The organism is Streptomyces sp. DvalAA-43, from assembly GCF_900091725.1.
In the GTDB taxonomy this organism is placed as follows: domain Bacteria; phylum Actinomycetota; class Actinomycetes; order Streptomycetales; family Streptomycetaceae; genus Streptomyces; species Streptomyces pulveraceus.
Window position 1 is genome coordinate 40,678 of the sequence record NZ_FMBW01000040.1, and the last position, 19,805, is coordinate 60,482.

Genomic DNA, 19,805 nt, shown 5'->3' on the forward strand with positions numbered 1-19,805 from the left:
TCTTTCGGGTGCCCGTGCCGGTACGGCTTTTTCGTGTGCGCCGGTCGACGCGCGGTCGTCCACCGCATGCCGAAGCGCCCGCGGTCCGACGACCGCGGGCGCTTCGGAGGCCGAACAGCGCCGGAGGCTACTGCTCCCGGCGGAGGTTCGGCTTGAGGTCCTTGAAGCGGGCCAGCAGCCCGTTCACGAAGGACGGGGAGTCGTCGGTGGAGAACTCCTTGGCGAGCTGGACCGCCTCGTCGATCACCACCGCGTCCGGGGTGCCGTCCACCCAGATCAGCTCGTAGGCACCGAGCCGCAGGATGTTCCGGTCGACGACCGGCATGCGGTCGATCTCCCAGTCCACCGCGTAGGTCACGATGAGGTCGTCGATCCGGTCCGCGTACTGCGCGTACCCCTCGACGAGCTCCATCGTGTACTCGGTGACCGGCGGCTGACGGTTGTCGGCCCGCGAGTGCCGCACCCAGTCCGCGAGGACCGTCTGCACGGACTCGCCGCGCTGGTCGGCCTCGAAGAGGATCTGGAAGGCGCGCTTGCGGGCCTTGTTCCGGGCAGCCACGGTTAGCTGTTCACCCGGCCGAGGTAGTCGCTGGTGCGGGTGTCGACCTTGACCTTCTCACCCGTGGTGATGAAGAGCGGGACCTGGATCTGGTACCCGGTCTCCAGGGTGGCGGGCTTGGTGCCACCGGTGGAGCGGTCGCCCTGGACGCCCGGCTCGGTCTCCTGGATGACGAGCTCGACGGCGGCCGGCAGCTCAACGTAGAGCACCTCGCCCTCGTGCTGCGCGACGGAGGCGGTGAAGCCCTCGATGAGGAAGTTGGCGGCGTCGCCGACGGCCTTGCGGTCGACCATGAGCTGGTCGTAGGTGTCCATGTCCATGAAGACGAAGTACTCGCCGTCCATGTACGAGAACTGCATGTCGCGACGGTCGATGGTGGCCGTCTCGACCTTCACGCCGGCGTTGAACGTCTTGTCGACGACCTTGCCGGAGAGCACGTTCTTGAGCTTGGTGCGCACAAAGGCCGGGCCCTTGCCGGGCTTGACGTGCTGGAACTCGACGACGGACCAGAGCTGGCCTCCGTCGAGCTTGAGCACCAGGCCGTTCTTGAGGTCGTTCGTGGAAGCCACGGTTGCGGAATCTCCTGGACTGAAGCTGGTGGAACGGCCGAGGATGCGCGCTAGAGCGCGAGCAGCTCCTTGGTCGTAATGGTGAGTAGCTCGGGTCCGCCGTCCGCCTCGGGGCGCACGACGAGCGTGTCATCGATCCGGACCCCGCCCCGGCCCGGGAGGTGGACCCCCGGTTCGACGGTGACCGGCACACAAGCGTCCAGTTTACCCATGGCCGCAGGTGCCAACTGCGGGTCCTCGTCGATTTCGAGTCCCACCCCGTGCCCGGTCCAGGGCGCCAGGCCCCCGCCGTGCCCCGCGGAGTCCAGGAGACAGCGGGCCGCGCGGTCCACGTCGCGGTAGGCGGCGCCCGGTACGAGAGCCTCGCGGCCGGCCCTCTGAGCGGCGAAAACCAGGTCGTAGAGTTCGATCTGCCAGTCCGCCGGCGTCGTCCCGATGACGAACGTGCGGCCGATCTCGCAGCGGTAGCCGCGGTAGTTCGCGCCCAGGCAGACGGAGAGGAAATCTCCCTCCTCCACCCGCCGGTCCGAGGGGCGGTGCCGCCCCTGGCCGGAATTCGGGCCGGTGGCGACGGAGGTGGCGAAGGCCGGGCCGTCGGCGCCGTGGTCCACCAGGCGGCGCTCCAGCTCCAGGGCGAGATGCCGTTCGGTGCGGCCCACCAGGATGGATTCGAGGAGCTCGCCCAGGGCCTGGTCGGTGATCTCCGCGGCGATCCGCAGACAGGCGATCTCCTCCTCGTCCTTGACCACCCGCAGCTGCTCGACGGTGGCCCCGAGGTCGGCCAGCCGGAGGCGGGGGGCGACCGAGCCCATGGCCCGGTGGCGGGAGACCGTCAGATGGTGCTCCTCCACGGCCAGGGACTCCGCGCCGGAGGACGTGGCCAGATCGGCGGCCGCGACCACCGGATCGCCGTCGGCGGCAGGCAGCACCGACACCCGCAGCTGGTCGTCGGTACGGCCGTCGGCGGGATCACCGCCCGGGGCACGGGGGGAGAGCAGGACGTCCCCGCCGGGTCCGAGCAGCAGCACGGCCCCCGAGGGCGCCCCGCCCGCGAGATAGCGGACGTTGGCAGGGCGGGAGACCAGTGCGGCCGCGGATCCGACGGCGGCGCACCGGTCGCGGAGCTGCCCGCGGCGGACGGCGTACACGTCTGACATGCCACGAGCCTACGAGCGGTGGCGCGGACCTGCTCGGTCAGCGCATCCGACCGGGGGGCGCCGCCGGGCCGGGAGCGTCGCGCGGTGGCGGTTCACCAGGCCGGGGGGCTGGTTATGGAGCGGGCGAGTATGTCGTCCAGGACGCGGGCGGTGGTCTCCACGTCGTACGTCGAGTTGTCGATGATCGGCAGTCCGGAGCCGTACCAGCCGGCCATCCTGCCGTGGATCCTGGCCACCTCCTCGTCCGAGAGACGGCGGTTCCCACTGCGGGCGGCGTTGCGCTCCAGGACGATCTCCAGGCCGGGCAGCAGGACGACGGGCAGGAGTCCGGGGCCGACATGGCGCTTCCAGCCGCCGAGACCGACGACCGGACGGTCGGGGAAGACGGCGTCGTCGAGGATGCAGGAGATGCCGTTGGCCAGGAAATTGCGGGCGGCGAAGCCGCAGGTGCGGCGGGCGAGGCGGTACTGCGCCTCGGAGTGGTCGTTCCACCCGGCCTGCGGATCGGCGAAGCCGGAACAGACCCATTCCCGGACGTCGTCGAGGCTGACATGGGCGGTGGGCACCCGGCGGCGGCTGGCCCAGAGCTTGGCCACGGTGGTCTTTCCGGCGCCCGCGGGGCCGATCAGCAGGACGGCGAGGGTCGCGCTGCCGGTGCCGGGCTCGGCGGGCGGTGCGGGCAGCGGGACGGGGCCGCCGGGCGGCAGCTGGACGTGCCCGGTGGTCTCCCTGGAGGGCGGGCCCGGGGCATGGTGCGGGGCCGGCCCGCTCCATCCGCCGGGCGCGGGAGGGGTGGTGGGCGGCGGGCCCGGGTGGCCGGGGTGCTGGGCCTGGTGCGACCAGCCGACAGGTCCGCTTCCCGGTCCCTGGGGCGGCGGCAGCGGGGCCCCCACTGCGTGCTGCATCCGGTGCCACTCCGTCTCGTACAGGCAACTGGCGCTGGTGGAACGGCAACCGTACCGTCCCCGGCCGCCGCAGGGACAACGGTCGGGGACGCGTCACAGTGCCCGGTCGGCCGGTAAAACCCGGTCCGTCAGTCGGTCAGCTCGTCCGCGAGGGCACGCAGGGCGAGGCGGTAGGAGCCGATGCCGAATCCGGCCACGGTCCCCGTGGCGACCGGCGCGACCACGGAGTTGTGGCGGAATTCCTCCCGCGCGTACGGGTTCGAGATGTGCACCTCGATCAGCGGGGCGGTCCGCTGGGCGGCCGCATCCCGCATCCCGTACGAGTAGTGGGTGAAGGCGCCCGGGTTGAGAACGACCGGAATTGAACCGTCCGCGGCCTCGTGGAGCCAGCGGATCAGCTCGCCCTCGTCGTTGGTCTCGCGGACGTCCACGTCGAAGCCGAGTTCCTTGCCGAGCGCCCGGCAGGTCTCGACGAGCCCGGCGTAGGAGGTGGCGCCGTACACATCCGGCTCCCGGGAGCCCAGCCGCCCGAGGTTCGGGCCGTTGAGGACGAGCACCCGGCGGGTCACGCCGACACCTCCCCGTAGGCGGCGAGCAGCACGGCCGGGTCGGGGCCCTCCAGGACGGTGGGCTTGCCCAGGCCGTCCAGGACGATGAAGCGCAGCAGGTCGCCGCGGGACTTCTTGTCGACCTTCATGTTCTCCAGCAGCTTGGGCCACTGGTCGCCCCGGTAGGTGAGCGGAAGCCCGACGGACTCCAGGACGGTGCGGTGCCGGTCGGCGGTGGCGTCGTCGAGGCGCCCGGCGAGCCGGCCCAGCTCGGCGGCGAAGACCATGCCGACCGAGACGGCCGCGCCGTGCCGCCACTTGTAGCGCTCGTTCTTCTCGATGGCGTGCGCCAGGGTGTGGCCGTAGTTGAGGATCTCGCGCAGTCCGGATTCCTTGAGGTCGCTGGAGACGACCTCGGCCTTGACCCTGATGGCGCGCTCGATCAGCTCGGCGGTGTGCGGTCCGGTGGGCGTACGGGCGCCCTCCGGGTCCGCCTCGACGAGGCCGAGGATGGCCGGGTCGGCGATGAACCCGGCCTTGATCACCTCGGCCATTCCGCTGACGTAGTCGTGGACGGGCAGCGAGTCCAGGGCGGCCAGGTCGCAGAGGACCCCGGCCGGCGGGTGGAAGGCGCCGACGAGGTTCTTGCCCTCGGCGGTGTTGATACCGGTCTTGCCGCCGACGGCCGCGTCGACCATGCCGAGCACGGTGGTCGGTACGGCGATCCAGCGCACCCCGCGCAGCCAGCTCGCCGCGACGAACCCGGCCACATCGGTGGTGGCACCGCCGCCTACGCCGACGATCACGTCGGTGCGGGTGAAGCCGGTCTGCCCGAGCGCCTTCCAGCAGTACGCCGCGACCTCGACGGTCTTGGCCTCCTCGGCGTTCGGCAACTGGATCGCGATGGCCTCGTAGCCCTGGTCGGCGAGGTCCTGGCGGACCGCCTCACCGGTCTCCGCGAGCGCCTCGGGGTGCAGCACCGCGACGCGCTTGGCACGGTCGCCGATGAGCGCGGGCAGCTCGCCCAGCAGCTGTCGGCCGACCAGCACCTCGTACGGGTCGGTGCCCGCGCTGCCTGCGATCGCGATACGGGTGGGGCCCTGCTCGGTCATACGTGTGTTCTCCCGGCCGGAGGTGACGGGCTCGCCCGTGCGCTCCGGCAGTTCCAGTGCGTCGAGGACCGCCTGGGCGACCTCTTCGGGGGTGCGCTCGTCGGTGGCGACGGTCACCCGGGCCACCTCGGTGTACAGATGGCGGCGGGCGTCCATCAGCTCGCGCCACTGCCGGCGCGGGTTGACGGCGAGCAGCGGGCGGGCGGTGTTCAGGCCGACCCGTCTGACGGCTTCCTCCACGTCCATCGAGAGATAGACGACGGGGCGGCCGGCGAGCAGGGCGCGGGTCGTGTCGTCGAGCACGGCGCCGCCGCCGAGGGAGAGGACACCCGTGTGCTCGGCGACGGCGGTGTGCACCGCCTGCCGCTCCAGCTCGCGGAAGTGCTCCTCGCCCTCGTCGTAGAAGATCTCGGGGATCGGCTTGCCGGCCGTGGCCACGACGTCCGCGTCGGTGTCCCGGTAGCCGGTGCCGAGCCGGTCGGCGAGCAGCTCGCCGACCGTGGACTTGCCTACGCCCATCGGGCCGACGAGGACGATCAGCGGGCCGCTCATCGGATCTGGAGGTGGTCGAGGTACGACTGCACGTTGCGGTGGGTCTCGGGGACGCTGTCGCCGCCGAACTTCTCCGCGACGGCGTCGGCCAGGACCAGGGCGACCATCGCCTCGGCGACGATGCCAGCGGCCGGAACGGCACAGACATCGGAGCGCTGGTGGTGGGCCTTGGCGGGTTCGCCCGTGACGACGTCGACGGTGGCGAGCGCGCGCGGCACGGTCGCGATGGGCTTCATCGCGGCACGGACCCGCAGCAGCTCACCGGTGGTCAGACCGCCCTCGGTGCCGCCGGAGCGGCCGGAGGCGCGCTTGATGCCGTCCTCGGTGACCAGGATCTCGTCGTGCGCCTTGGAGCCGGGGACCCGCGCCAGATCGAAGCCGTCGCCGACCTCGACCCCCTTGATGGCCTGGATGCCCATCAGGGCGGCGGCGAGCCGGGCATCGAGCCTGCGGTCCCAGTGGACGTGCGAGCCGAGGCCGACCGGCACCCCGTACGCCAGCACCTCGACGACGCCGCCGAGGGTGTCGCCGTCCTTGTGGGCCTGGTCGATCTCCGCGACCATCGCCTTGCTCGCGTCGGCGTCCAGGCAGCGCACCGGGTCGGCGTCGAGGCGCTCTACGTCGGCGGGCACCGGGTAGACGCCGTAGGGCGCCTTGGCCGCGGCCAGCTCGACGACATGGCTGACGATCTCGATGCCGGCGGTCTCCTTGAGGTACGACCGGGCGACGGCGCCGAGTGCGACGCGGGCCGCGGTCTCCCGGGCGCTGGCGCGCTCCAGGATCGGCCGGGCCTCGTCGAAGCCGTACTTCTGCATGCCCGCGAGGTCGGCGTGGCCGGGCCTCGGGCGGGTCAGCGGGGCGTTGCGGGCCAGCGCGGCCAGCTCGTCGGGGTCGACCGGGTCGGCCGACATGACCTGCTCCCACTTGGGCCACTCGGTGTTGCCCACCATCACGGCGACCGGGGAGCCCATGGTGAGACCGTGGCGCACCCCGCCGAGGAAGGTCACCTCGTCCTTCTCGAACTTCATCCGCGCACCGCGGCCATACCCGAGCCGCCGCCGGGCGAGTGCGTCCGCCACCATCTCCGTGGTGATCGGGACGCCGGCGGGAAGACCCTCCAGCGTCGCCACGAGTGCGGGGCCGTGCGACTCCCCCGCGGTCAGCCAGCGCAACCTGCTCAACGGTGCTCCTCATGCTCGCGCCTGGAACTGCGACGGCGCGACCGGGTGCGCGGCCCTGGCCCGCCGTCTCCGATCCTCCCACGACCGGGGGGCCGGACCGGCCGCCGGTCCAGCAGCCGGACGGATCGCACCGGCGGGCGCGGGGGTTCAGCGGGCGGCGAGCGCCGCTTCCCCGGCCTTCCGCATGGCCGCGAGCGGCGCGGGCGCGCGGCCCGTCATCTGCTCGACCTGGAGGACGGCCTGGTGCACCAGGAGGTCCAGACCTCCGACCACTGCGCCTCCGTGTGCCGTCCAGGCGGCGGCGAGCCGGGTGGGCCAGGGCTCGTACAGCACGTCGAAGAGCGTGCCCGGGTGCTCCGGTACGGCGTCGGTCAGGGCGTCGGTGGCACCGGCCGGGGTGGTGGCGATGACCAGTGGGGCGTGCAGTGCCCGTTCGGCCTCCGCCCAGTCGGCGATCCGGACGTCCACACCGAGGCGTTCGCCCCAGCCGCGCATCTCCCGGCCCCGCTCCCGGCTGCGGACGTAGGCCGTGACCGGTCCCGTACAGATCTCGGACAGCGCGGCGAGCGCCGACGACGCGGTCGCCCCGGCGCCGAGGACGGCGGCGGACCCGGTCTCCTCCACCCCGCGTTCGCGCAGCGCGGCGATCATCCCGGGGATGTCGGTGTTGTCGCCGGTCCGCCGGCCGTCCTCGGTGAGGACGACCGTGTTGACGGCCTCCACCGACGACGCGGTCTCGCTGATGGAGTCCAGCAGCGGAATGACCGCCCGCTTGAGCGGCATGGTCAGCGAGAGCCCGGCCCAGTTGGAGTCGAGCCCCTCGACGAAGCCGGGCAGTGCGGCCTCGTCGACCTCGAACCGGTCGTATGTCCAGTGGGTGAGCCCGAGCTCGGCGTACGCGGCCCGGTGCAGGACCGGCGAGAGCGAGTGCGCGATGGGCGAACCGAGGACGGCTGCGCGGTGGCGCCGGTCAGCCGAGGCCATGTTGTTCCTTGAATTTCTGGTTGAGTTTCTCGTGCTCGGCGGCCGTCTTGGTGAACTGGGTCTTCTTGCCGTCGAGCGAGATGAAGAACATCCACCCGTCACGGGTGGGATTGAGCGTGGCCCGCAGGGCTTCGTCGCCCGGATTACTGATCGGGCCGGGCGGAAGGCCCGCGTGATAATAGGTGTTGTACGGGTCCGGATTGGTCCGGATCTCGTTCGACCCGATCTTGATCTTGCTCTGCTTCTTGAGGTAATTGAACGCGGAGTCGAATTCGAGCTTGCGGTTCGTGGCGATATTGTCGGGCTTCAGGCGGTTGTAGGCGACTTCGGCCATCTTGCGGAAGTCGTCATGCGTGAGCCCTTCCGCCTGGACCAGGCTGGCGACCGTGAGAACCTGCCAAGGTCCGTCCAGCTTGTACTTCCTGGCCGCGCCTTCGAGGTCGAGCTTGTCGTATTCCTCGTTGGCGCGGGAGACCATCTTCTTCAGAAGGGTCTCCGGCTTGGTCTGCTTGGTGACCGGATAGGCGGCCGGGTAAAGGAACCCCTCCAGCGGGTCCTTGATGTCCTTGTTCTTGCTCACCCAGTCGGGCAGCCCGAGTTCGGACGTCCCGGACTTGGCGACGTCCTCGGTCGTGCCCTTCTTGAGGCCCAGCTTCTTGTCGACCATCTCGTAGACGGCGACATTGCGGTAACCCTCGGGAATCACCAGAAGATTCTGGCTCTTCGGGTCGACCATCATCTTCAGGGCCTCGGCCGCGGACATCTTCTCGTGGAGGAGATAGACACCGGCCTGGATCGATTTGCCCTTGGGGTTCTCGCTCTGCGCGGAGACGAACGCGTCGACGCTCTTGACGACACCCTTCTTCTTCAGGATGTTGCCGATGTCGGAGCCGAAGGAACCCTTGGGGATCTCCACCTCGACCGACCCCGAGCCGCTGCCCGCGTAGTCGGGCGCCGAGCCGAACTTGTCCTTCCAGTACGAGTAACCGAAGTAACTCACCCCGCCGAGACCACCGACCAGGACCAGGGAGACGACCAGGCAGGCACAGCCGTTGCGGCTCTTCTTCTTGCCCTTGCCGCGCCGCTCGTTGCCGCCACGGCTGCCGCGACGCGACGCGCGCGAGTCGTCGTACTCGTCGCCCCTGTCGTCCTTGTCGTCGCCGTTGTCGTCAGGCGTGTCGGTGCCCGTGAAGAAGGGATGGGTCTCCTCCGGCTGGACCTCCGGGTCCCAGTCCGGGTTCTCCGCCGGGGCCTGCTGGGGAGCGGCGGCCTCACGACGGCCCGGCGGCTGCGGCGGCGGGTAGGCCTCCGGTGTGCCGTAGTAGTCGTGCGTCTCGCCGTAGCCGGCCTGCCCGGCGCCGTACGGGTCGGCCGGCTGGGCGGCGTACGGCATCCCGGCGGACTGCTGCCCGGTGTCCCAACCGCCGTTGTCGTACTGCGGCTGCTGGGGTTGCTGGGGCTGCTGCGCGTACGGGTCCTGCGGGACTCCGTAGTCAGGCTGCTGCTGATAGTGCTGCTGGGCGTACGGATCGTGCGGCTGCTGCGGCTGCTGCGCGTACGGGTCGTGCGGCTGCTGCGGCTGCTGCTGCTGCTGCGCGTACGGGTCCTGCGGGTAGGGCTGCTGCTGGCCGTACTGGTTCTGGCCGTGGGCGGACTGCTGTCCTCCCCATCCCTGGTCCCCGTACAAGGGATCCTCGGGATGCCACGGTTCGGAGCCGGGGCCCCGGCCATACTCAGTCATCGATCCCCTAGAGCCGCGAGACGCTATTCCGTCTCTTTGCTGTGCGGTGTTTGTTCGATACACCGCCGCATCGCGCGGAACGTTACCGTATCGCGATCAGACAACCACTTCGACGCCTTCGCCGGGTGCCGTGCCTGACGCCCGTTCGGACTCCAGAGCGTTCTGAAGGATCACCACAGCGGCAGCTTGGTCGATGACGGATCGGCCTTTCTTGGACTTCACGCCCGAAGCGCGCAGTCCCTGACTGGCCGTCACTGTGGTCATCCTCTCGTCCACCAGCCGTACCGGAATGGGTGCGACCGAGCGGGCGACCTCCTGGGCGAAGACCCGGATCTTGGCGGCGGCGGGTCCCTCACCGCCGCCGAGGGACCGCGGCAGGCCGATGATGATCTCGATCGGCTCGTACTCCTCGACGATCTGCCCGAGCCGCCGGTGGGCCGCCGGGACATCACGTCCCGGAACGGTTTCCACCGGCGTGGCGAGGATCCCGTCGGGGTCGCACGAGGCGACCCCGATCCGGGCGTCCCCGACATCGATCGCGAGACGGCGACCGCGGCGCATCTGCGTCATTCCCGTCGTCACGCCGTCTCGGTGACGAGGCGTTCGACGGCGGAGACCGCGGCGCCGATGGCCTCCGGGTCCTGGCCGCCGCCCTGGGCGACGTCCGGCTTGCCGCCGCCACCGCCGCCGAGGGTCTTGGCCGCGGTACGGACCAGGTCACCGGCCTTGAGGCCACGCTCGCGGGCGGCCTCGTTGGTGGCGATGACGGTCAGCGGGCGGCCGTTCGCCGTGGTGAACAGGGCCACGACGGCCGGCCGGCCGCCCTGGACGCGGCCACGGACGTCGAGGACGAGCCTGCGGAGGTCGTCGGCCGACGTGCCGTCCGGGACCTGGCCGGTGACCAGGGCGACGCCGCGTACGTCCTTGGCGGACTCGGCCAGTCCGGCGGCGGCCTGGAGGACCTTCTCCGCGCGGAACTTCTCGATCTCCTTCTCGGCGTCCTTCAGCTTGCCGAGCATTCCGGCGATCTTCTCCGGCAGCTCCTCGGGGCGCCCCTTGACCAGCTCCTGCAACTGGGCGACGACCGTGTGCTCCTTGGCGAGGAAGTTGTACGCGTCGACGCCGACGAGGGCCTCGATGCGCCGCACGCCGGAACCGATGGACGACTCGCCGAGCAGCTTCACCAGACCCAGCTGGGCGGTGTTGTGGACGTGCGTACCGCCGCAGAGCTCCTTGGAGAAGTCCCCGATGGTGACGACCCGGACCCGCTCGCCGTACTTCTCGCCGAACTCGGCGATGGCGCCCTGCTTCTTGGCCTCGTCGATCGACATGACCTCGGCCTGGACGTCGAGTTCACGCGAGAGCACGTCGTTGATCTTCTGCTCGACGTCGGTCATGACCGAGCCGGGGACGGCGTTCGGCGAGCCGAAGTCGAAGCGGAAGCGGCCGGGCTGGTTCTCGGAACCGGCCTGGGCGGCCGTCGGACCGAGCGCGTCGCGCAGGGCCTGGTGCGTGAGGTGCGTGGCGGAGTGGGCGCGGGCGATGGCGCGGCGGCGCTTGACGTCGATCGAGGCGAAGGCCGGAGCGCCGACGGTGACCTCGCCGACCTGGACGACGCCCTTGTGGACGTGGACGCCGGGGACCGGCTTCTGGACGTCGCGGACCTCGATGACGGCACCGGTGTCGAGCCTGATCCGGCCCTGGTCGGCGATCTGGCCGCCGCCCTCGGCGTAGAACGGGGTGCGGTCGAGGACGACCTCGACCTCGTCGCCCTCGGAGGCGGCCGGGGAGGACACGCCGTCGACGAGGAGCCCGACGATGGTCGACTCCCCCTCGGTGGTGGTGTAGCCGGTGAAGTCGGTGGCGCCGGAGTTGTCGGCGACCTCGCGGTAGGCCGACAGGTCGGCGTGACCGGTCTTCTTGGCGCGGGCGTCCGCCTTGGCGCGGTCCCGCTGCTCCTTCATCAGGCGGCGGAAGCCGTCCTCGTCCACCGAGAGGCCCTGTTCTGCGGCCATCTCCAGGGTGAGGTCGATCGGGAAGCCCCAGGTGTCGTGGAGCAGGAACGCCTTGTCGCCGGCGAGGACCTGGCCGCCGGCCGCCTTGGTCTCGGTGACGGCGGTGTCGAGGATGTTGGTGCCGCCCTTGAGCGCCTTGAGGAAGGCGGCCTCCTCGGCGAGGGCGACGGTCTCGATGCGCTTGCGGTCGGTGATCAGCTCCGGGTACTGCTGCCCCATCGTCTCGATCACGACGTCGACCAGGTCCTTGACGACCGGTCCGGTGGCGCCCATCAGGCGCATGTTGCGGACGGCGCGGCGCATGATGCGGCGCAGCACGTACCCACGGCCTTCGTTGCCGGGCGTCACGCCGTCGCCGATGAGCATCACGGAGGTGCGGATGTGGTCGGCGACCACGCGCATCGAGACGTCGGAGTCGTGCTTGTCGCCGTAGCGGACGCCGGTCAGCTCGGTGGCCTTGTCCATGACGACGCGCAGGGTGTCGGTCTCGTACATGTTCTGTACGCCCTGCAGGATCATGGCGAGGCGTTCCAGGCCCAGACCCGTGTCGATGTTCTTCGACGGCAGGTCGCCGAGGATCGGGAAGTCCTCCTTGCCGTCACCGGCACCCCGCTCGTACTGCATGAAGACCAGGTTCCAGATCTCCACGTACCGCTCGTCGTTGACGGCCGGGCCGCCCTCGACGCCGAACTCGGGGCCGCGGTCGTAGTTGATCTCGGAGCAGGGGCCGCAGGGACCGGGGACGCCCATGGACCAGAAGTTGTCCTTCTTGCCCAGGCGCTGGATGCGCTCGGCGGGAACGCCGATCTTCTCGCGCCAGATCTTCTCGGCCTCGTCGTCGTCGAGGTAGACCGTGATCCACAGCCGCTCGGGGTCGAGGCCGTAGCCACCGTCCGCCACGGAACCGGTGAGCAGCTCCCAGGCGTAGCCGATGGCCCCTTCCTTGAAGTAGTCGCCGAAGGAGAAGTTGCCGCACATCTGGAAGAACGTGCCGTGCCGGGTGGTCTTGCCGACCTCTTCGATGTCCGGCGTACGCACGCACTTCTGCACGCTGGTGGCACGCGGGGCGGGCGGCTTGGTCTCACCGAGGAAATACGGCTTGAAGGGGACCATGCCCGCGTTGACGAGCAACAGAGTCGGGTCGTCCGCGATGAGCGACGCCGAAGGGACGACGGTGTGACCGCGCTCCTCGAAGAAGCTCAGCCAGCGGCGACGAATTTCAGCCGACTCCATCAGTGGTCCTCATTCCGGTTGTACGACGTGTAGGGGAGCTTGCGGTGTGCGGTGGCCTTGAGAGCCCGGTCGGGCCCGACGGGCTCGGACGCCTCGACGACGTAGTGCGGGCGGACCGGGAGGTCCTGGTCGACCGGGGCCGCCAGGCCGAGCGCCTCGCCCAGTTCGGCCTCGCGCCGGGCCATGGACTCACGGACGTCCAGGGCGAAGTCCTTGAGCTTGTGCCCCGTCTCGATCGCCCTGTCCGCGGCCTGCGCCGCAAGGCTCTCGGGGGTCAGCTGCTTGAGCTTCCGGTTGACCTTGGTGGTGGCCCAGACACCGGCGGCGGCACCGGCGGTGAACCAGAACGTACGGCGGAACATGGCTGCGTCAGTCCTTCGGTCCGCGGGGGTTTCTGCCGTTGCGCTTCCTGCCGCGCGCGGACGGCACGGTGCGGCCGACGAGCACCGAACGGCGGGCGGGTTCCGGCTCGGGGTCGGACTTGCGGCCGATGGCCCGCCGTACCCCGTAGCCGAACGCGGCGACCTTGACGAGCGGGCCGCCGAAGGTCGAGGCGACGGTGGTGGAGAGCGCGGAGGCGTTCGAGGTGACTTCCTGGACGTCCGTCGCGATCGCGTCGACCTTGTCGAGCTGGGTCCGCGCGGAGCGCACGGTGTCGGAGGCGTCGGCGAGCAGCGGGACCGCCTGCTCGGTCACGTCCGCCACGAGCTTGGTGGTCGCCCTGAGCGTCTGGGCCAGCCTCACCAGCACGACGGCGAGGAACGAAACCAGGATCGCCCAGAAGACGGCCACCAGGATCCCGGCCACCTCTCCACCGGACACAGTGCACCGCTCTCTAGCTTGTCGCTGTCTCTGTACTGTCTGTTTCTGCGTACTGTCTGTCTCTGCTCGGTCCGGCGACGGCCGTCGCAACAGCCGATCGTCGTCCCCCGAGCCTATCGCGCCGGTGGTCGCACCCCGTACCGCATTACCGACGGGACGGACGGGCGTTGCCCCGAGGAGATTGTACGGAGAGCTTTCGTACCAGTACCCTGCGTGTTTCATGCGACGCCCCCACCGCACCGTTCCCTCCCCCCACGATCCGGGTGCCCCCACCGCCCCCGGAAATCTCTCGGCGGAACTGAACAGATTCGTGGGACGGGAGAACGAACTCGTCCGTCTCGCTCAGCTCCTGGAAGAGTCCAGGCTCGTCACCATGGTCGGCGTGGGCGGCGTGGGCAAGACCCGCTGCGCCACCCGGATCGCCGCGCTTCTGGAGAAACGGTACTGCGACGGCGTCTGGCTGGCCGAGCTCTCCGCCATCCACGACTCCGAGCTGCTGGAACACGCGCTCATCGACGCCCTGGGGCTCACCGATCACACCAGCAGACCGCCCCGCACGACCCTCGTGGAGCACCTGGCCGGGCGCCGGCTCCTGCTGGTGGTCGACGGCTTCGAGCATCTCGTGGACGCCTGCGCCGGGCTGGTGCGGGAACTGCTGCGCCGGGCCCCGGGGCTGCGGGTGCTGGCCGTCGGACGGCTGCCGCTGGAGCTGGACGGGGAGCTCACCTTCCCGCTCCCGCCGATGACGGACGAGGACGCGATGCTGCTCTTCGCGGAGCGGGCCGCCGCCGTGCGGCCGGACTTCCGGCTGACCGACGACAACCGCGCCACCACCCTGGAGCTGTGCCGCCGCCTGGACGGAATCCCGCTCGCGCTGGAACTCGCCGCCGGGCGGCTGCGCGCCCTGTCCACCGCCCAGGTGCTGCAACGTCTGGACGACCGCTTCCGGCTGCTGACCGGTTCGAGCCGCAGCGCGCAGGCACGCCATCAGACGCTCCGTACGGCCATCGGCTGGAGCCACGAGCTGTGCGCTCCGGAACAGCGGCTGCTCTGGGCACGGCTCTCGGTGTTCGCCGGGCAGTTCGATCTGGAGGCCGTCGAGTACATCTGCAGCGGCGCCGATCTGCCGGCCGAGTCGGTGCTCGATGTGCTCTCCGCGCTGCTGGCGCAGTCCGTCGTGCTGCGCGAGGACGCGGCGCACGGCACCCGCTACCGGATGCTGGACACGGTGCGGGAGTACGGCGCCGAGTGGCTGGCGGCCACCGATGACACGGACCGGCTGCGGCGCCGTCACCGGGACTGGTTCCTGGGTCTCGCGACCTGGTGCGAGCTCGACTGGTTCAGTCAGCGGCAGGGCGAGGTGGCCGCACGGGCCGGGAGCGAGCTGCCGAATCTGCGGCGGGCGATGGAGTATTCGCTGGAGAGTCCGGGCGAGGCCCATCTCGCCCAGTATCTGGCCGGCACCCTGTGGTTCCTCTGGGTGGGCTGCGGGCGGCTCTCGGAGGGCCGGCACTGGCTGGACCATGTACTGGAGGAGGACACCCCGTACGACTCCTCGCGGCTGAAGGCGCTGTGGGTGCTCGGGTACGTGGCCGTGCTCCAGGGCGACGCGGTCGGTGCGGTCGCCTCGCTGCAGGAGTGCCGGGACGCGGCGGAGCGGGCCGACGACGCCACGGCGCTCGCCTACGCGGTGCACCGGCAGGGCTGCCTGGCGCTCGTCACCGACGACCTGGCCAGGGCCAAGGAGCTGCTGGAGGACGCGCTGCGCCGCTATCAGGAGCTCGGCGAGCTGAACAGCAACGTGCTGATGGGCCAGGTCGAGCTCGCGATGGCGGTCGGTTTCCACGGGGATCTGGACGGGGCCGCCACGATCTGCGAGGAGGTCCGGGAGATCTGCGAGGACCACGGGGAGCGCTGGACCCTGTCGTACGCGCTGTACGTGCTGGCCTTCGCGGCCCTCCAGCGCGACCGGCCGGACCGGGCGCGGGAACTGCTCGGTCAGTCGCTGACGATCAGCCACGCCTTCCACGATCTGCTCGGATCGGTGCTCGCCCTGGAGCTGCTGGCGCTGGTCACGGCGATCGAGGGCGACGCGGCGGAGGCGGCGGTGCTCCAGGGGGCCGCCGACCGGATCTGGCCGTCCGTGGGACTGCCGCTGTTCGGATCGGCGTACTACGGGCAGCCCCGGGTCCGCTGCGCGGAGCTGGCCCGCCGGGAACTGGGCGACGAGCGGTACGCGTCGGGACTGCGTGCGGGTGGACAGCTGGATCCGGACGCGGCGGTGGCCAGGGCGCTGGCGAGCGGCCCCGAGGACCGCCGGGAGACATCGGCGCGGCTGCCCGGAACGCTGCCGGGCCCGGGGAAAACACGCAGGCCCGCCGCCTCCCGTACTTCCGGGAGGGGCGGGCCCGAGCGCTGGTGAGAGTGGCTGCGCCTGGATCAGCGGGCGTAGTACTCGACGACGAGCTGCTCGTCGCAGATGACGGGGATTTCCTTGCGGTTCGGGTCCCGGTCAAGGCGGAAGGCCAGGGCCTTCAGGTTCACCTGCAGGTAGCGCGGGGTCTCACCGTCGGTGTCGTACCCACCCTCGCGGGCCACCTGGAAGGGGTGCTTGTCGCGGCTGCGCTCGCGGACCATCACGATGTCGTCCGGACGGACACGGAACGACGGCTTGTCGACCTTGCCACCGTTGACCTCGATGTGGCCGTGCACGACCATCTGACGGGCCTGGTAGATGGTGCGGGCGATGCCCGAACGCAGGACCAGCGCGTCGAGACGGCGCTCGAGCTCGACGACCAGCGCCTCGCCCGTCTTGCCCTCGGCCTTCTTGGCACGGTCGTAGGCGCGCGCCATCTGGCGCTCGCTGATGTCGTACTGGGCGCGCAGACGCTGCTTCTCCAGCAGACGGACCTTGTAGTCCGAGTTCTGCTTGCGGCCACGGCCGTGCTCGCCCGGCGGGTAGGGGCGGGCCTCGAAGTACTTGACGGCCTTCGGCGTCAGCGCGATGCCGAGCGCGCGGCTCTTCTTGACCTTGGGACGCGACTGGTTAGGCACGTTCTCCAGACCTCCGTTGTAGGTTAGGTTAGGCTCACCTTACTTGAGGAGATCGCATGTCTCGCCCGGGGAACACCAGTCACATCACGGACAGCACTGACAGCGTCGACACCGCTCAGGGTGCCGATACGACGGAGGACCGATCAGATCGTGGTCAGCCGCGTCCCGGCGGGCTTGAAAACACTCGGATGCCGTCAGCAGCCGAGCGCACACGAACTCTCGTACAGAGTACCTGCTCGTCGGTACTGCTCGTCCCCGGGCTGGAGGCGGCCGGCTCGGACCAGCTGATGCCCCTGGCCAGGAGCGTGGGTCCGGACGGGGATCTGTTCCTGGAGCTGCCCGCGGATTCCCCGGTCGTACGGGCCGCGACGCACGCCGAGGACGACGAGCTGACGGCCGTGCTGGAGATCACGGACGTCGCCCCGGTCTCCGTCCCGCACCGCATCCGCGGCCGCGCGTGGGTCTCGGGCTGGCTCACCACCGTACCCGGCCTGTCGGGGCCCGGCCGGACGACGCTCAGGCTGGAGACGGGCGAGGTGTACGTCGACGACCTGTGGGGCGCGCAGGACGTGCGGCCGGAGGAATTCCGGGACGCGGTGCCCGATCCGCTGGCCGGCCACGAGACGGAGCTGCTCCAGCATCTGCACGCGGCGCACGGCGAGCAGCTGGCGACGCTCTGCGGGCTGCTGGGCGAACGGTCGGCCGGTCACTGCCCGGCCCATCCGCCCGCCGTCGTACCACTCGCACTCGACCGGTACGGGCTGCGGCTGCGGCTGTGCGAGGACCGGGGGCGGTGCTACGACGCGCGCTTCGAGTTCCCCGATCCGGTGTGCGACGTCATCGAGCTGAGCCAGGCCATGCACACGCTCTTCGAGGCCGCGGCGCGCTGAAGGAGGCACGGCACACCGAACGGGGCGCGGCCCCGCCCGGCCTCAGCCCGTGGACGGTCCGGTGCCGTCGCCGGCCGTGCGGCCGAGCCGCTCGCGGACGCGCTCCACCACATCCGCGTAACGCGCCTCCGCGCCGTAGCGCGTGGGCCGGTAGTAGTGCTTGTCGCGGACCGCGTCCGGTGCGTACTGCTGGGCGGCGATCCCGCCGGGGACGTCGTGCGGATACACATAGCCCTGGGCATGGCCCAGCTTGGCGGCGCCCTTGTAATGACCGTCGCGCAGATGGGCCGGGACGGGCCCCGCGAGGCCGTTGCGCACGTCCTCCTGGGCGGCGGAGATCGCCAGCGTCGCCGCGTTGGACTTGGGGGCGAGGGCCAGGGCGATCGTGGCATGGCTCAGGATGAGCGCCGCCTCCGGGAAGCCGATCATGGCGACCGCCTGGGCGGCCGCCACGGCGGTGGGCAGCGCCGTGGGATCGGCGAGGCCGATGTCCTCGCTGGCCGAGATCATCAGCCGTCGGCCGATGAACCGGGGGTCCTCCCCCGCCTCGATCATCCGGGCCAGATAGTGCAGCGCGGCGTCCACGTCGGAGCCGCGGATCGACTTGATCAACGCGCTCGCCACGTCGTAGTGCTGGTCGCCGTCCCGGTCGTACTTCACGGCCGCCCGGTCGACGGTCTCCTCCAGGGTGAGGAGGCTGATCTCCTTCTCCTGCTTGGACAGCGCGGCACCGGCCGCGGCCTCCAGCGCCGTCAGCGCCCGGCGGGCGTCGCCGCCCGCGATCCGCAGCAGATGCGCCTCGGCCTCCTCCGGCAGCGTCACCGCGCCGCCGAGCCCGCGCTCGTCGGTCAGCGCGCGCCGGAGCAGTCCGCGCAGGTCGTCGTCGGTGAGCGATTCCAGGGTGAGCAGCAACGAGCGGGAGAGCAGCGGCGAGATGATCGAGAAGTACGGATTCTCGGTGGTGGCCGCGATCAGCGTCACCCAGCGGTTCTCCACCGCAGGCAGCAGGGAGTCCTGCTGTGCCTTGGAGAAGCGGTGGATCTCGTCGAGGAAGAGGACGGTCTCCTTGCCGTAGCCGCCGGTGGCGCGGCGGGCACCCTCGATGACGGCGCGCACCTCCTTGACGCCCGCGGTGATCGCGGAGAGCTCGACGAAGCGCTTGTTGGTGGCCTTGCTGACCACGTACGCCAGAGTCGTCTTCCCGATGCCGGGCGGGCCCCAGAGGATCACCGACGACGGGCCCGCAGGCCCGCCGTTCCCCTCGCCGACGAGGCGGCGCAGCGGTGAGCCCGGCTTGAGGAGATGCTGCTGGCCGACGACCTCGTCGAGGGTACGGGGGCGCATCCGGACAGCCAGTGGGCTGCTGGACGGGTCCTTCTCCTGGCGGTCTTCGGCTGCTGCGGTAAAGAGGTCGGGCTCCACGTTTTGAAGCCTATGTCACGGCACCGACATCCCTGCCGGGCCGGTCCCGCCCGGGAGGGACGGGCGGCCGGTCAGCTGGTCCAGAAGTCCCACCAGCGGGTCAGGATCAGCATGCCGATGATGCCGATCCACAGGACCGGCGGCACCCAGTGGAACTCCGTCAGGCCGTTGCGCAGCCAGTTCGGCGCGGGGATGATCCGGTGCTTGATGTTGTGCGTGGTGATGTAGCAGAACATGAAGATCGTGGCGACCCAGGCCAGGCAGCACCAGAGGCAGAGCGAGTTGATGTTGTAGAGCGACTGGTACTGGAGCCAGGTGCAGAAGCCGACTCCGAACAGCGCGCCCGCGTTCATCCCGAGCCAGTACCAGCTGCGGAAGCGGGCACCCGCGAGCAGCGCCAGCCCGATCCCGATGATCACGGGGTAGGTGGCCAGGCCGAGCATCGGGTTCGGGAAGCCGAAGGCGGCCGCCTGCTCGCTCTTCATGATGTTGCCGCACGCGACCACCGGGTTGAGGCTGCACCCCGGGGTGAAGCTGGGGTCCTCCAGCAGCTTGAACTTGTCGATCGTGATGACCCACGCGGCGAGCAGCCCGGCGGCGCCGGTGATCACCAGCAGCAGTGCGAGCGCGCGGCTGCCGCCGAAGGTCCTCTTCCCGCCGTCCTCGTCCTGTTCGGAGGAGGGATGGTCTACCGCTGCAGTCGTCATATCGCCGTTCCATCAGTGAGTGGCCTGCTGGGCACGGTCATTGTGCCGCACCACGGCAGCGATGCTCTGTTCGATGGACATAAAGGTGTACGCAACGGCTTGCGCATTCCCGGCGCCGAACCCGAGGGCCCCGGAGAAACGCCCGCACCATGACCGAACTCGCGTTGGAGGTGAGCGGCCTGAAGGAGCACTTCGGCGGACCGGCCGCCGTCGACGACCCGGCTCGCGCCGACCACCGCGGGCGTTCACAGGTAGGCATCGTCCGGCAGGATGAATCCGTGCCTGCCGAGTTGACGGTGCGTGAGCGGGAGGTACGGGGCTGCCGCTCTCCGGTACGTGTGCGGCCGGCGGGCG

General features: G+C 70.6%; 18 protein-coding genes. 2 read left to right on the forward strand and 16 right to left on the reverse strand.

The window, feature by feature from the left end; translation table 11 throughout:
* Positions 1-127: 127 nt before the first annotated feature.
* The 13 genes from nusB to GA0115234_RS12825 all read right to left on the reverse strand — a co-directional run bounded on the left by nusB (position 128) and on the right by GA0115234_RS12825 (position 13,363).
* Positions 128-559, reverse strand: a complete 432-nt coding sequence (nusB, locus tag GA0115234_RS12760) for a transcription antitermination factor NusB (protein ID WP_072484538.1) — start codon at positions 557-559, stop codon at positions 128-130.
* 2 nt (positions 560-561) lie between these two features.
* Positions 562-1,128: an elongation factor P gene (efp, locus tag GA0115234_RS12765; protein WP_093541039.1), complete on the reverse strand. Its 567-nt coding sequence runs from the start codon at positions 1,126-1,128 to the stop codon at positions 562-564.
* Positions 1,129-1,178: 50 nt separating this feature from the next.
* Positions 1,179-2,285: an aminopeptidase P family protein gene (locus GA0115234_RS12770; RefSeq protein ID WP_093541040.1), complete on the reverse strand. Its 1,107-nt coding sequence runs from the start codon at positions 2,283-2,285 to the stop codon at positions 1,179-1,181.
* A gap of 92 nt (positions 2,286-2,377) precedes the next feature.
* Positions 2,378-3,190, reverse strand: a complete 813-nt coding sequence (locus tag GA0115234_RS12775) for a Pro-rich N-terminal domain-containing protein (RefSeq protein ID WP_093541041.1) — start codon at positions 3,188-3,190, stop codon at positions 2,378-2,380.
* 128 nt (positions 3,191-3,318) lie between these two features.
* Positions 3,319-3,759 carry a type II 3-dehydroquinate dehydratase gene (gene aroQ, locus GA0115234_RS12780; protein ID WP_093541042.1) on the reverse strand — a complete coding sequence of 147 codons (441 nt, stop codon included), beginning with the start codon at positions 3,757-3,759 and terminating at the stop codon, positions 3,319-3,321.
* Entirely contained in the window at positions 3,756-5,402 is a 1,647-nt protein-coding gene (aroB, locus tag GA0115234_RS12785) for a 3-dehydroquinate synthase (protein WP_093541043.1), read from the reverse strand. The genes aroQ and aroB overlap by 4 nt, the downstream gene beginning before the upstream one ends.
* Complete coding sequence (gene aroC / locus GA0115234_RS12790; RefSeq protein WP_093541044.1) at positions 5,399-6,583, reverse strand: chorismate synthase; 1,185 nt, start codon at positions 6,581-6,583, stop codon at positions 5,399-5,401. Before aroC ends, aroB begins: the two co-directional genes overlap by 4 nt.
* Before the next feature lie 147 nt (positions 6,584-6,730).
* A complete protein-coding gene (locus tag GA0115234_RS12795) occupies positions 6,731-7,567 on the reverse strand; it encodes a shikimate dehydrogenase (RefSeq protein WP_093541045.1) in 837 nt (278 codons plus the stop codon).
* Positions 7,554-9,308, reverse strand: coding sequence for an endolytic transglycosylase MltG (mltG, locus tag GA0115234_RS12800; protein ID WP_093541046.1), 1,755 nt, complete (start codon positions 9,306-9,308; stop codon positions 7,554-7,556). Before mltG ends, GA0115234_RS12795 begins: the two co-directional genes overlap by 14 nt.
* A gap of 96 nt (positions 9,309-9,404) precedes the next feature.
* A complete protein-coding gene (gene ruvX, locus GA0115234_RS12810) occupies positions 9,405-9,878 on the reverse strand; it encodes a Holliday junction resolvase RuvX (RefSeq protein ID WP_176729163.1) in 474 nt (157 codons plus the stop codon).
* Positions 9,879-9,886: 8 nt separating this feature from the next.
* Complete coding sequence (gene alaS, locus GA0115234_RS12815) at positions 9,887-12,556, reverse strand: alanine--tRNA ligase (RefSeq protein WP_093541048.1); 2,670 nt, start codon at positions 12,554-12,556, stop codon at positions 9,887-9,889.
* The gene (locus GA0115234_RS12820) at positions 12,556-12,918 is read right to left on the reverse strand and encodes a DUF6167 family protein (protein WP_093541049.1); all 363 of its coding nucleotides are present in this window, start codon (positions 12,916-12,918) and stop codon (positions 12,556-12,558) included. Before GA0115234_RS12820 ends, alaS begins: the two co-directional genes overlap by 1 nt.
* A 7-nt stretch (positions 12,919-12,925) precedes the next feature.
* Positions 12,926-13,363 carry a DUF948 domain-containing protein gene (locus tag GA0115234_RS12825; RefSeq protein ID WP_093541050.1) on the reverse strand — a complete coding sequence of 146 codons (438 nt, stop codon included), beginning with the start codon at positions 13,361-13,363 and terminating at the stop codon, positions 12,926-12,928.
* 235 nt (positions 13,364-13,598) lie between these two features.
* Here GA0115234_RS12825 and GA0115234_RS12830 point away from each other — a divergent pair, with 235 nt between their 5' ends.
* Complete coding sequence (locus GA0115234_RS12830; RefSeq protein ID WP_093541051.1) at positions 13,599-15,800, forward strand: ATP-binding protein; 2,202 nt, start codon at positions 13,599-13,601, stop codon at positions 15,798-15,800.
* Between the two features lie 17 nt (positions 15,801-15,817).
* On the opposite strand, the gene rpsD is transcribed toward GA0115234_RS12830, so the two are convergent.
* Positions 15,818-16,432, reverse strand: coding sequence for a 30S ribosomal protein S4 (gene rpsD / locus GA0115234_RS12835; protein WP_093541052.1), 615 nt, complete (start codon positions 16,430-16,432; stop codon positions 15,818-15,820).
* A gap of 188 nt (positions 16,433-16,620) precedes the next feature.
* Between rpsD and GA0115234_RS12840 the strand changes: the two genes are divergently transcribed.
* The gene (locus GA0115234_RS12840; protein ID WP_176729150.1) at positions 16,621-17,322 is read left to right on the forward strand and encodes a DUF2470 domain-containing protein; all 702 of its coding nucleotides are present in this window, start codon (positions 16,621-16,623) and stop codon (positions 17,320-17,322) included.
* 42 nt (positions 17,323-17,364) lie between these two features.
* On the opposite strand, the gene GA0115234_RS12845 is transcribed toward GA0115234_RS12840, so the two are convergent.
* Positions 17,365-18,744 (reverse strand): replication-associated recombination protein A, encoded by a 1,380-nt coding sequence (locus tag GA0115234_RS12845; protein ID WP_093541053.1) that lies wholly within the window; start codon positions 18,742-18,744, stop codon positions 17,365-17,367.
* 71 nt (positions 18,745-18,815) lie between these two features.
* A complete protein-coding gene (locus GA0115234_RS12850; RefSeq protein ID WP_093541054.1) occupies positions 18,816-19,451 on the reverse strand; it encodes a vitamin K epoxide reductase family protein in 636 nt (211 codons plus the stop codon).
* Between the last annotated feature and the right edge of the window lie 354 nt (positions 19,452-19,805).

Bases quoted from the DNA above. Each gene is read 5' to 3' on its own strand.
- GA0115234_RS12775 (WP_093541041.1), bottom strand. From the start codon at position 3,190: ATGCAGCACGCAGTGGGGGCCCCGCTGCCGCCGCCCCAGGGACCGGGA.
- ruvX (WP_176729163.1), bottom strand. From the start codon at position 9,878: ATGACGCAGATGCGCCGCGGTCGCCGTCTCGCGATCGATGTCGGGGAC.
- GA0115234_RS12820 (WP_093541049.1), bottom strand. From the start codon at position 12,918: ATGTTCCGCCGTACGTTCTGGTTCACCGCCGGTGCCGCCGCCGGTGTC.
- GA0115234_RS12840 (WP_176729150.1), top strand. From the start codon at position 16,621: ATGCCGTCAGCAGCCGAGCGCACACGAACTCTCGTACAGAGTACCTGC.
- aroB (WP_093541043.1), bottom strand. From the start codon at position 5,402: ATGAGCGGCCCGCTGATCGTCCTCGTCGGCCCGATGGGCGTAGGCAAG.
- GA0115234_RS12830 (WP_093541051.1), top strand. From the start codon at position 13,599: ATGCGACGCCCCCACCGCACCGTTCCCTCCCCCCACGATCCGGGTGCC.
- GA0115234_RS12795 (WP_093541045.1), bottom strand. From the start codon at position 7,567: ATGGCCTCGGCTGACCGGCGCCACCGCGCAGCCGTCCTCGGTTCGCCC.
- GA0115234_RS12770 (WP_093541040.1), bottom strand. From the start codon at position 2,285: ATGTCAGACGTGTACGCCGTCCGCCGCGGGCAGCTCCGCGACCGGTGC.
- GA0115234_RS12850 (WP_093541054.1), bottom strand. From the start codon at position 19,451: ATGACGACTGCAGCGGTAGACCATCCCTCCTCCGAACAGGACGAGGAC.
- mltG (WP_093541046.1), bottom strand. From the start codon at position 9,308: ATGACTGAGTATGGCCGGGGCCCCGGCTCCGAACCGTGGCATCCCGAG.
- alaS (WP_093541048.1), bottom strand. From the start codon at position 12,556: ATGGAGTCGGCTGAAATTCGTCGCCGCTGGCTGAGCTTCTTCGAGGAG.